Below are 12,085 nucleotides of genomic sequence, written 5' to 3'. Positions count from 1 at the left end.
GAGCACCAGCAGTTCTTCCAGATCCTCGCCGATGACGATGATGCCGCAGCCCTTGGCGCGCATGTCGAGGAATTTTGCGTGGATGAAGCGGGCCGCGCCAATATCGAGGCCGCGCGTCGGCTGTGAGACGATCAGAACTTTTGGGTCGAAGGCAAGCTCGCGCGCCAAAAGCGCCTTCTGCAGATTGCCCCCTGACAGCGCGCCGGCCCGCGTCATCGGCCCGGGACATCTGATATCGTAGGCCTTGATCTGTTCTTCGGCGAAGGCGCGGATCGCATCCGGCTTGAGCAGGCCCCTGGCGGAGAAGGCTGCCGTGCCGATGCGTGGCAGCACCATGGAATCGGCGAGCGGCAAATTGGTGACCAGACCTGTCGTCATGCGGTCTTCCGGGATGCGGCCAAGGCCAAGCGCCTGCACCTCGCGCGGCGAGAACCGCGATACGTTCTGGCCGGCGATGGTCATCCTTCCGGCATCCGGCGCGCGCACGCCGGAGATGACCTCCGCCAGCGCCCGCTGGCCATTGCCGGAGACGCCGGCAATGCCGAGGATTTCCCCGGCCCGCACGACAAGCGATATGTCGCGCAGCGTCGTACCCGAATCTTTCGAGGTCGAAATGCCGTCGAGGGCGAGCACTGCTTCGCCCGGCGTCGATGGCCCGCGCGCCGGCGGCACGATCTCGTGGCCGCACATCAGCTCGGCCATCGCGGCCGACGTCGTGTTGGCCGGATCGTCTACCCGCCCGGCGACGCGGCCATGCCGCAGCACGGTGCAGCGATGCGTCAGCGCCCGCACCTCATTGAGCTTGTGCGAGATGAAGATGATGCCGAGCCCCTGCGCCGCCATCGACCGCAAGGCCGAAAACAGTCCATCGACCTCGCTCGGCGCCAGCACGGCGGTAGGCTCGTCGAGGATCAGCAGCCTGGCGCCGCGAAACAGCGCCTTGACGATTTCGAGCCGCTGCTGCTCGCCGACCGACAGCGCCGAGACCGGCAGGCTGGGATCGAGCGTCAACCCATGCTGGCGGCTGATTTCGGCCAGCCGCGCCAGGCCACCGGCGCGATCGATCCGTCCCGATTTGCCAGGAATGCCAATGAGCAGGTTTTCCAGCACGGTGAGCCGAGCTGCCAGATGAAAATGCTGGTGCACCATGCCGATGCCGGCGGCCAGCGCGTCGGCCGAGCTGGAGATCCGCGCCGGCTGACCCTGGATCAGAATCTCGCCGGCATCAGGCGCATAGGCGCCGAACAGCACGTTCATCAGCGTCGTCTTGCCAGCGCCGTTTTCGCCCAGCAGCCCGAGGATTTCGCCCGGCGCCACGCTGAGGTCGACAGCTTCGTTTGCCTTGACGGCGCCGAAGCTCTTGGTGATGCCGCGCATTTCGATGAGTGGGGCGGGCGTCGGCAAGGATACTCCTGATCGGTCTGCGATTTAGCTTTGCTTGACAGGGATGCGCCGCACCCCCCTCTGGCCTGCCGGCCATCTCCCCCTCAAGGGGGGAGATCGGCAGCTTTGTCGGCGACGCCGCTTATTCACGGTGAAAATTGGCGAAAGCCGAGGTGACATTCGATCTCCCCCCTTGAGGGGGAGATGTCCGGCAGGACAGAGGGGGGCGCCTAGCACCAACCCCTAAAGATCGGAACTCAATCCGAAACTGGCGTGTTCTCGTCGACATCCACCCGGAAATTGCCTTCGAGAATCTCGGCCTTCTTCTTCTCGACCAGATCCTTCACGTCCGCCGGCAGCGTCTTGTCGAACTTGTGGAAGGGGGCGAGATAGGAGCCGCCCTTGGCCATGCGCGAGAAATCGCCGTAATCCTGCGCCGTGTAGACGCCGGCCTTGACCAGCTTGATCGCCTGTTCGACCGTCGGGTACATGTCCCAGACCGGCCCGGTGATCACCGTATCGGGGCCGAGGCTCGACTGGTCTGACATGTTGGAAATGGCAAGGATCTTCTTCTCCACCGCCGCCTCGATGACGCCGAAGCGCTCGGCGTAGATGACGTCGACGCCGGCATCGATCTGCGCCACCGCGGCTTCCTTGGCTTTTGGCGGATCGAAGAACGAACCGATGAAAGCGACCTTCTTCTTGACGTTCGGGTTGACCTCCTTGGCGCCGGCGAAGAAGGCGTTGACCAGCCGGTTCACTTCCGGAATGCCCATCGCCGCCACCGCGCCGACCGTGCCCGACTTCGACATCTTGCCGGCGATCATTCCCGAGAGATAAGCGGGCTCGTGAATCCAGTTGTCGAAGACGCCGAAATTGGGTTCGGCCGGCCCGGCGCCGGAGCCGAACAGCCAGGCGGTCTTGGGAAACTGCTTGGCGGTGCGGCGCGATTCACGCTCGGCGGCGAAGGCATCGCCCAGCACCAGCTGGTACCCGCCCTGCGCATATTCGCGCATGACGCGGCTGAAATCGGCGGTCTGCACCTTCTCCGACCATTTGTATTCGATGCCGAGTTCCTTCTCGGCCTTCTGCAGGGCGACGTGGATCTGGTTGTCCCACGGCTCCTCGATCGGCGTGGCGAAGATCGCCGCCACTTTCAGCTTCTTGTCCTTGGCGAAGGCCGCACCTGGCAGCATCGCCGCGGCTAGGCCTAGTGCGCCCAGCTCCAGCACGTTGCGTCGCGAAAACCCTTCGCGTGTCGAATGGGATTTGTTCTTCCGGTCTTCCATTGCATGCCCCTCTGTTTGACAGCCGTGTCGAGCCGGCTGTTCCAAAAATCAGACGGGGAACTATGGAACGGGTCCGGACTTTTGTCCACATGGTCAAATTTGGCGACGCGTGAGCCGCCGCGATTGTCAAAGCGCGACGACCCGCCGGCCAGTCGCTTCAGCTCCCCGCGACGCACCCTCAATGCTTGATCCGATCCCGCATCGCGTACCACAGCATGCCCAGCACATAGAGCGGGCCGCGCAGCGCCGTGCCGCCGGGGAACGGCATGGGCGTCAGCGTCGAGAACAGATCGAGCCGCGAGGCATCGCCGGTGATGGCTTCGGCGAGCAGCTTGCCAGACAGCGTCGACAGGATAACGCCCTTGCCGGAATAGCCATGCGCGAAATAGACCTCGCCATAGTGCCCGACATGCGGCAGCCGCGACGTCGTCACCGACACCAGCCCGCCCCAGGCATGATCGATGCGGCAGCCCTTGAGCTGCGGGAAGGTCGCTTCCATATGCGGCCGCACGAAGCCGGCAATGTCGGTCGGCGGTGACGGCGTGTAGCGTTCGCCGCCGCCGAACAACAGCCGCCCATCCGCCGACATGCGGTAATAATTGACCACAAAACGCGTGTCCGACACCGCGACATTGGCCGGAATGACGTTGCGCGCGCCTTCCAGCGGCTCGGTGGCGACGATGTAGTTGCCGACCGGCATGATGCGGCTGTTGACGCGCGGCTCCAACCCGTGGAGCAGCGCGTCGCCCGCCAGCACCACATGTTTGGCTCGCACAGAGCCCTTCTCCGTCGAGACCCGGATCGAGGGCTCGCGTTCCAGCTTCACGGCTACTGAGTTCTCGTGGATAACGACGCCGGCAGCAACCGCTGCACGAGCAAGTCCGAGCGTGTAGTTCAAGGGATGCATGTGGCCGCCGAGCGGTTCATACATGGCGCCATGATAGGGCGTGTCGACTCTGGCGCGCGCCTCAGCCGCCGACAGGATCTCGACCTCCCGAAACTTCATCACGCTCTCGAGGCATTTGGCCTCTTCCTCCAGATCCCTGAGGTCGGAGCCGTTGACCGCGCCGACCAGATGGCCGGTCAGCCTGAGATCGCAGTCGATGGCGTTGCGCTCGATGATGTCGAGCACCAGCCCGCGGGCCTCGAAAGCGAGGTCGAACAGCACCTTCGCCCGCTCGGGTCCGTAGAGCTTGACCAGACCCTTGGCGCCCTTGCGCAGGCCGGGGATCATCTGGCCGCCATTGCGGCCCGACGCCCCCCAGCCGATCTTGCCGCCTTCGAGCAGCACCACTTTCAGGCCGCGCTCGGCGGCGTGAAGGGCGGCCGACAGGCCGGTGCAGCCGCCGCCGACCACAACCAGATCGGCATCGACATCGCCCGCAAGCGCCGGATGGTCCGGCGCCGGATTGGCGGTGGCGACATAGTAGGATTTGCCGATATCGAGACCGGAATTAAAACCCGTTGAAGATGCCATGATCACACCTTCAGCAAGAGGTGGTCGCGTTCCCAACTCGTCACCACGCTCTGGAACAGGTCGAGTTCGACGCTCTTGACGCGCAGATAGGTCTGGAAGAAGTCCTCGCCCAAAAGCTCCCGCACCGGGGCACAAGCCTCGAAACGATCCAGCGCTTCCTCCATGGTCTTCGGCAACGTGCTCCTGATCTTGTAGGCATTGCCCGACGCCTCGGCCGAGCGCGCCAGCTTCTGCTCGACCCCGAGATAGCCGGCAAGCAGCGAACCGGCGATCGCCAGATAGGGATTGGAATCCGCGCCCGGCAGGCGGTTCTCCACGCGCCGCGCCATCCGCCCGCCGGCCGGCACGCGCAGGCCGCAGGAGCGGTTGTCGTGCGACCACTCGATGTTGGCCGGCGCACTGTGGTTCGGCCTTATGCGGCGGTACGAATTCACGTTGGGCGCGAACAGCGGCATGATCTCGGGAACATATTTCTGCAGGCCGCCGATAAAATGGCCGAACATCTCGGTGTCGGCATCGTCAGTGCTGGCAAACAGCGCGTTGCCGGCTTCGTCGACGACCGACATGTGCAGATGCATCGAACTACCCGCCTGGGCCGCGATCGGCTTGGCCATGAAGGTCGCATGCATGCCGCATTGCTGCGCCGCCTGGCGCGTGAACCGCTTGAACAAAAGCACCTGGTCGGCCAGCGGCAGGGCGTCGCCATGCAGCAGATTGATCTCGAGCTGCGCCGTGCCCGATTCATGGATCAGCGTGTCGAGCGGCAGCCCGGCCGCCGCTGAATAGTCGTAGATACGCCGGATCACCGGCTCGAATTCTTCCAGCGCCGCCATATCATAGGGATGCTGCACAGTTTCCGCGCGGCCATTGCCGCCGACCGGCGCGGTCAGCGGTCTGTCCGGATCGGGGTTGTGCGCGGTGAGATAGAATTCGAGCTCCGGCGCCACCACGGCGCGCCAGCCGCGCTGGCGATAGAGGTCGAGCACGGCGCGCAGCACATGGCGCGGCGAGGCCATCCATGGCCTGCCGTCCATATGAAAGGCATCGGCGAAGACATAGGCTTTCCCCGCCCCGGCACCCGGCGCCAGGCACAGTGTCGAGACATCGGGCACCATGCGCATGTCCGGGTCCGAATAGGCGAAACCCTCGTCGATCGAGCCGGAATATCGGCCGTCGATGCTGACCAGGAAGGCGCTGCTCGGCAGATAGAGCGCGCGGTCTTCCAGCGCCTTGAGGAATTTGGCGGTCGGCAGCGCCTTGCCGCGCAGCACGCCGTTCATGTCCGGCACCAGGCATTCGACCTCGGTGATGCCGTGCTGTGTGAACCAGGCCTTGGGATCGTTGGAGATGGTCGCGGTGTTCTTGTCAGGCATTTCGTTCAAGTCCGTATCAGAGAGAGTATGGCTTGCGCGGCCATTTCCGTTCCGGGTTTCAGCGCCATCTCGGCTGCATTGTCCCTCAGGCGGGCGCGCATGGCGTCATCGGCCAGCAAGCCGAGAATGGCTCTCTCCAATACTCCTTCTGTCCAGCCGTCACGGCCGATATGGTCGCCGACGCCGGTCTCTCCGGCGCGTTGCGCGTTGTCGTGTCCGTCCCAGCAATAGGGCATGATCAGCGACGGCACGCCGAAACGCAGCGCCTCGCAAAAACTGTTGTTGCCGCCATGGTGGATGAACAGGTCCGACTTCGCGACCACCGAGGGCTGCGGAAACCAGGCATCGAGATAGACATTGTCCGGCACCGCGCGATAGGCGTCGCGCAGGCCGCCGACATTGACGATGAAGCGGGCCGGCAGCCGGTCGAACACGGCAAGCATGCGCTCGATCAGGCCGACATCCATGGCGCCGAGACTGCCGAAACTGACATAGACCAGCGGCCCGCCATTGCGTGGAAAGACCGGCACCTCGAACGGCCCTTCCGACCGAACGCAGCCTTCGAGATAGACGAAGCGATCCGGGTCGAGCGGTTCCGCGCGCTCGCGCTTCACGATCGACGGCGTCAACAGCAGATTGAGATCGGGCGAGGCTTCGAGGAACAAACCCTTGGGCAATGGCGCTAGGCCGGCATCCACGCGAAAACGGTTGAAGCGATCATGCGCCGGGGCCGAGGCCGCGATGTACCGGCTCTCGAACGCCGCGCGTTGCGGATCGTCAGCGCCGAGGCCGGAGAGATAGGGCGGAACCGCCGCGTCCGGCAGCTCGGTCTCGGCGCAGGAGACGACGCGCACCCACGGACAGCCGGCACTCGCGATCGCCGGGAACATGATGACGTTGTCGAGCACCACGGCGTCGGGCTTCAGCCGTGCCAGAAGCTGGCGCAGCGGCGCCTCGGCATTGACCGCGGTGTCGACGATCGCCTGCCAGGTCGGCGCCACATAGGTTTCGAGCTGGTCGATCGGGCTCAGTCGGAAATGCGGCAGGTGCCGGCGCACGAAGGCCTGCCAGTAGCTCTGGCGTTCGCTGTCGCTCAGCGGCTCGTCGGTCGGCAACTGGTATTCCTGGAAACCATAGTCGGCAAAGACGCCGGAGAAGCCGGCATGGCAGATGAACACCGGCCGCGCGCCCCGGGCACGCAAAGCCTGCGCGATGCCGACGCAATTCAACGCCGCCCCGAAACTAGCTTCGGGAAACAGCGCGATGGTCGGACTCGCTCGACGCGTCAATTAATCCTCTTCATTCCGGCCGGCTGATCATGCCGAACAGCGCGGGAGCGCCACGGCTGGCCGCTTGCGGCCGCTGGCTGCGCGACAGCCGCAAATGGATGCGCAGCAGATCGGCAGCCACCTCATACTGCCGGCTTTCCAGATGGTCGAGTATGTTCAGGTGCTCGCGCAGCGATTGCTTCAGCCGGAATACATTGACCCCGGCATAGATGCCCGGCAGCCGCCGCAGCCTGAGATGATCGGCCAGCGCGTCGGCGACGAAGCGGTTGGCGCTGCCCTCGGCGATCATGCCGTGGAAATCGATGTCGAGCCGCTGGAACTCGCGTGTGTCGAAAGCGGCATCGGGCAGCGCCGACAGCGCCTCCATGCCCTGGCGCAGCACCGCGGCGCGCGCGCCATCCAGCCTGAAGCCCGGCGTCAGGATCGCCGCCGGCTCCAGCAAAAGCCGGAACTCGTAGCTTTCGCCCTGCGCCTCCGGATCGTCGGGCGCGCGGCGGAACAGCCAGGACTGACCAGGCGCACGGTCGAGCAGATTCTCTTCCGTCAGTCTGTTAAGCGATTTTAGTACCGTCTTTCTCTCGGCACTGTAGCGCCGCATCAATCCGGCGACGGTCACCGTCTGGTCCAGACGCCGGGCCGACCGGTCGCGCAGGATCGCTTCGGCAAGCTCGTCTTCCTCGGCGGCGGGCAATTCGGCTGATATCGCCGGCTGCGCGGCGAGGTCGATCGCCAGGTGATATCCGGTGTCCGCCTCCCAGCGCACGACACCCTGCTCCGCGAGCAGGCTGAGCGCCGCCCGCACAGGCGTTCGAGATACATTGCACAATGAGGCTATCTGCTGCTCGGGCAGGCGCGTGCCGGGCGCGAACCCACGCTGCCGCGCCACATCCAGGATGCGCTGCGCCAGATCGAGATGGTTGGTGCGAGGTCGGCGGGCTGCGGCTTGCATGACTGGTCTCGGGAACGACGTTGCCGGCATGGTTTGACCGATCGGCCCCGTGGACGCAATCGGCCAGATTCCTCGGCCGGTTGACAAATTATGGATTGACGTACTTTTTTCTGCAATAGTACTGTCAGGGCAATCGGCGATAAAAAGACCGAGGGAACAGGACCGAAGCTGCGGCGCATGTCGCGCGGGGTCCAGCACGAATTCGACGATCAACCGGAATGGGAGACTGCCATGACCGCTACCAGCCTGCGGCGCCGTGCGCTGAAAATGCCTTCGATCGCCCTGGGTCTTGCGGTGGCGCTGTCGGCGCCGGCAATGGCTGCCGACCTCGTCATTTCAAACTGGGACGGCTACATGGCGCCCGACGCCATGGCTGCCTTCAAGACCGCGACGGGCGCCTCCGGCGAAGTCGTGGTGCACGCCACCAATGAAGAGATCATGGGCAAGCTGATCGCCGCCGGCGGCAAGGGCTACGACGTGGTCTTCGTCTCCTCGCCCTTCGCCGAGGTGCTGAACAAGCTCGGCCTGACCGAGCCGATGGACCACGCTAAGATACCCAACCTCGCCAACCTCTATCCCGAAGCGACGAAGCTGCCGCATGATGTCGGCAACACTTTCTCGGTGCCCTACACCTGGGGCACGACCGGCCTCTGCTATCGTTCGGATCTGGTGAAAACCGCGCCGACGAGCTGGAGCGACCTGCTCGCTCCATCCGACGAGCTGAAGGGGAAGACCACGATGCTGGCGACCGATCGCTGGCTGCTTGCCGCCGGCCAGCTCGACAAGGGTTTTTCGGTCAACGAGACCGACCCGGCCAAGATGGCCGAGGTCAAGGATCTGCTGATCTCGGCCAAGAAGACCCTGCTCGCCTATGACGACACCACCTTCTATTCCAAGCTGGTTTCTGGCGAAGCTCTGATGGTGCAGGCCTGGGACGGCTGGTGCAATTACGGCATCGCCGACAAGCCGGAGATCAAATACGTCATCCCGAAGGAAGGTTCGGATCTCTGGGTCGACACGATGGTGGTGATGAAGGCCTCCGAACATAAGGACGCCGCCTTCCAGTTCATCAACTTCATGCTCGACGCCAAGAACCACGCCTGGGCGGCGCAAAACATCGACTACAAGGTGCCGAACAAGCCGGCCATGGAAAGCCTGCCGGCCGACTTCCTCGCCAAATTCCCCAACATGGCGATGCCGGTGGCCGATCTCGTCAAGTTCGAGCAGCTGCGCGACGTCGGCGAAGCCCAGCGCGACTATTCCAAGATCGTCAGCGAGATCAAGGCCGCGCAGTAAGATCGATTGCTGGAATCACGCTTGCGTTCCTTCACGCCCCCCTTTGACCTGCCGGCCATCTCCCCCTCAAGCGGGGAGATGGGCTGGCTCGCGGGCCTTCGCCAATCTCCAGCGCAGCGCCCCCTCATCCGGCCGCTTAGCGGCCACCTTCTCCCCGGCGGGGAGAAGAGGCTGGAGCCAGCTCTGGCGCGCTCCTCTCCCCTTGGGGAGAGGTCGGATTGCCCCGAATTGCCCTTCGCAATTCGGTTGGCAATCCGGGTGAGGGGGAACTCGCCTGCTGCTAGCGAGGGCGCGGCATGACACGACCGTCCCGCTCCTCCCTCCTGATGGCTCCGGCGCTGGTCTGGTTGACCGCGCTGATGGTTGTGCCGTGCGCGCTGGTGCTGGCGCTCGCCTTCTTCCGGCGCGGCATCTATGGCGGCATCGACTACACTTTCACGCTGGAGAATTTCGGGCTGGTCTTCGACCCGCTCTATGCCGGCATCTTCCTGAACTCGGCACGCATTGCCGGCACGGCCACACTGATCGCGGTGGTGGTCGGCTATGCCGCCGCCTATGCCATCGCGGCCGCCCCACGCCGCTGGCAACCGGTGTTCCTGTTCTTCGCCGTGCTGCCGTTCTGGTCCAACTATCTGATCCGCACCTATGCCTGGATCGTGCTGCTCAACCGCGAAGGGCTGGTCACTCAGCTCCTGCGCTGGGTGGGCTACACCGGCGAGCCGCCATCGATGCTCTACACCGAGGGGGCGGTCATCGCCGGCCTGGTCTACAACTACCTGCCCTTTGTCATCCTCGCCTGCTACGCGCCGCTGTCGCGCCTCAACCCGGAACTGGCCGAAGCATCGCGCGATCTCGGCGCTTCTGCCATGACGACGTTTCGCCGTGTCGTCCTGCCGCTGACCGTGCCTGGCATCGCCGCCGGCGCCGTCTTCGTCTTCGTGCTGTCGATCGGCAATTTCGTCACGCCAGCGCTGCTTGGCGGCGGCCGTTTCCAGATGATCGGCAATCTCGTCTACGACCAGTTCCTGACCGCCAATGACTGGCCCTTCGGTGCGGCCCTGGCGATGGCGCTGATCGCCATCATGCTGCTGGTGTTGATGGCGCAAGCGCTCGTCGCCAATCGCGCCTCTGGCCGTACCGCGGAAGCCCAGGGCAACGCGAATGGCTGAACGCTCACCAGCCACACGGCGCATGCTTTGGCTCGTGTTGAGTCTCGTCTTCGCCTTCCTCTACATCCCGATCGCCGTGCTGGTGGCACTCTCCTTCAACGAAGGCGGGCTGCCGACGGCGTGGTCCGGTTTTTCGCTGAAATGGTACGCCTCGCTGGCCGGCAATTCCGCCATCCTGTCGGCCGCCCTCAACACGCTGATCGTGGCGCTGGTCTCGACAGCCATCGCTACCTTGCTCGGCACGCTGCTGGCCATCGGCGTCGAGATGCGCCGGCACTATGGCAAGGGACTGGAAGCGCTGATCTTTGCCCCGATGATCATCCCCGACATCGTGCTGGCCATCGCGCTTCTGTCCTTCTTCTCCATGATCAACCTGACCATGGGCCTGCACACCATCATCCTCGCCCATGTCGTCTTCAACCTCGCCTTCGTCTGCTCGGTGGTCCGCGCCCGGCTGAAGAGCTTCGACTGGTCGATCGTCGAGGCTTCCGCCGATCTCGGCGCCTCCGCCATCACCACCTTCCGGCGGATCACCTTGCCGGTCATCCTGCCGGCCGTGATCGCCGGCGCGCTGCTCGCCTTCACGCTTTCGGTCGACGAGTTCATCATCGCCTTCTTCACCGCCGGCGCCGGCCGCGCCTCGACGACCCTGCCGATGCAGATCTACGCCATGATCCGCTTCGGCATCACGCCCGAGGTCAACGCCCTGGCCACCATCGTCATGGCGGTCTCGGTCACCGCGCTGACCCTTTCGCAGCGGCTCAACCGGGGGATAGCAGGCCAATGAGCGAACCGCGCACGCTGCTGGCCATCGATCATGTGTCGAAGAGTTTCGGCCACGTCACCGCCGTCGACGGCATCTCGCTGGATATCCGCGAGAACGAGTTCTTCGCGCTGCTCGGCCCATCGGGTTGCGGCAAGACCACGCTCTTGCGCATGCTGGCCGGCTTCGAGACGCCGAGCGATGGGCGCATCCTGCTCGACGGCAAGGACATCGCCAGGACGCCGCCCAACAAGCGGCCGGTCAATCTGATGTTCCAGTCCTACGCGCTGTTTCCGCATATGAGCGTCAGGGCGAATGTGTCCTACGGGCTCGAAATGGAGCGTTTGCCGGCGGCCGAAATCCGCGCGCGCGTCGACGCCATCCTGGCCACCACCGAACTGGTGCCCTTCGCCGACCGCAAGCCCGAGCAATTGTCCGGCGGCCAGAAGCAGCGCGTGGCGCTGGCCCGCGCGTTGGTCAAGCGGCCCCGGCTGCTGCTGCTCGACGAGCCGCTCGGCGCACTCGACAAGAAGCTGCGCGGCGCCATGCAGCTGGAATTGAAGCGCCTGCAGCACGAGGTCGGCATCACCTTCGTCATCGTCACCCATGACCAGGAGGAATCGCTTGTGATGGCCGACCGCATGGCGGTGCTGAAAGACGGCAAGCTGCTGCAATGCGACACGCCGCACGCGGTCTACGAACATCCCGCCGACCGCTTCGTCGCCGACTTCATCGGCGTGATGAACTTTGTGCCGGGCACAATATCAGCCGACGGCGTAATCGCGGCCAACGGCACGAGCGTTGCCGGCAAGGTTCCTGCCATGCTCACACCAGGTGCATCGGCAGTGGCCTCCGTGCGGCCCGAACGCATCCGGCTGTTCCCGTCGTCGGAAACCGCCAACCGCACCACCGGCACGGTCGAGGCGCTGGCCTATCAGGGGCTCGATCTGCAGCTGCACGTCCGCACGCCGCTGGCGCCAAAGCCGTTCCTGGTGCGCGTCACCGCGGATGCCGCCGACCGCCGGCCGGTCTCGTCGGGCGACCAGATCGAACTCGGCTGGGACGCCGCCGATGTCAGAATTTTCAAGGAATAGAGG

General features: G+C 64.7%; 9 protein-coding genes and 1 pseudogene. 4 read left to right on the top strand and 6 right to left on the bottom strand.

The window, feature by feature from the left end:
* Positions 1–126 precede the first annotated feature (126 nt).
* From LB564_RS10265 to LB564_RS10240, 6 genes and pseudogenes are all read right to left on the bottom strand, one after another.
* A pseudogene (locus LB564_RS10265) lies at positions 127–1,377 on the bottom strand (ABC transporter ATP-binding protein); the annotation flags it as partial.
* A 263-nt stretch (positions 1,378–1,640) separates the two neighbouring features.
* Positions 1,641–2,672 carry a BMP family protein gene (locus LB564_RS10260; protein ID WP_224537279.1) on the bottom strand — a complete coding sequence of 344 codons (1,032 nt, stop codon included), beginning with the start codon at positions 2,670–2,672 and terminating at the stop codon, positions 1,641–1,643.
* Positions 2,673–2,850: 178 nt separating this feature from the next.
* Positions 2,851–4,149, bottom strand: a complete 1,299-nt coding sequence (locus LB564_RS10255) for an NAD(P)/FAD-dependent oxidoreductase (protein ID WP_224537277.1) — start codon at positions 4,147–4,149, stop codon at positions 2,851–2,853.
* A gap of 2 nt (positions 4,150–4,151) precedes the next feature.
* Complete coding sequence (locus tag LB564_RS10250) at positions 4,152–5,522, bottom strand: glutamine synthetase family protein (RefSeq protein ID WP_224537274.1); 1,371 nt, start codon at positions 5,520–5,522, stop codon at positions 4,152–4,154.
* Positions 5,523–5,527: 5 nt separating this feature from the next.
* Positions 5,528–6,811: a nucleotide disphospho-sugar-binding domain-containing protein gene (locus tag LB564_RS10245; RefSeq protein WP_224537272.1), complete on the bottom strand. Its 1,284-nt coding sequence runs from the start codon at positions 6,809–6,811 to the stop codon at positions 5,528–5,530.
* A 10-nt stretch (positions 6,812–6,821) separates the two neighbouring features.
* Entirely contained in the window at positions 6,822–7,760 is a 939-nt protein-coding gene (locus LB564_RS10240; RefSeq protein WP_224537270.1) for a GntR family transcriptional regulator, read from the bottom strand.
* A 231-nt stretch (positions 7,761–7,991) separates the two neighbouring features.
* Between LB564_RS10240 and LB564_RS10235 the strand changes: the two genes are divergently transcribed.
* The 4 genes from LB564_RS10235 to LB564_RS10220 all read left to right on the top strand — a co-directional run bounded on the left by LB564_RS10235 (position 7,992) and on the right by LB564_RS10220 (position 12,082).
* A complete protein-coding gene (locus tag LB564_RS10235) occupies positions 7,992–9,056 on the top strand; it encodes a spermidine/putrescine ABC transporter substrate-binding protein (RefSeq protein ID WP_224537267.1) in 1,065 nt (354 codons plus the stop codon).
* 326 nt (positions 9,057–9,382) lie between these two features.
* Entirely contained in the window at positions 9,383–10,225 is an 843-nt protein-coding gene (locus LB564_RS10230) for an ABC transporter permease (protein ID WP_224537806.1), read from the top strand.
* A complete protein-coding gene (locus LB564_RS10225) occupies positions 10,218–11,012 on the top strand; it encodes an ABC transporter permease (RefSeq protein ID WP_224537265.1) in 795 nt (264 codons plus the stop codon). The genes LB564_RS10230 and LB564_RS10225 overlap by 8 nt, the downstream gene beginning before the upstream one ends.
* Positions 11,009–12,082 (top strand): ABC transporter ATP-binding protein, encoded by a 1,074-nt coding sequence (locus LB564_RS10220; protein ID WP_224537263.1) that lies wholly within the window; start codon positions 11,009–11,011, stop codon positions 12,080–12,082. The genes LB564_RS10225 and LB564_RS10220 overlap by 4 nt, the downstream gene beginning before the upstream one ends.
* Positions 12,083–12,085: the final 3 nt, after the last annotated feature.

Source organism: Mesorhizobium sp. ES1-6, assembly GCF_020164775.1.
GTDB lineage: Bacteria > Pseudomonadota > Alphaproteobacteria > Rhizobiales > Rhizobiaceae > Mesorhizobium.
Note: the sequence above shows the minus strand (reverse complement) of the source record. Positions and strands in the feature narration are given on the sequence as shown.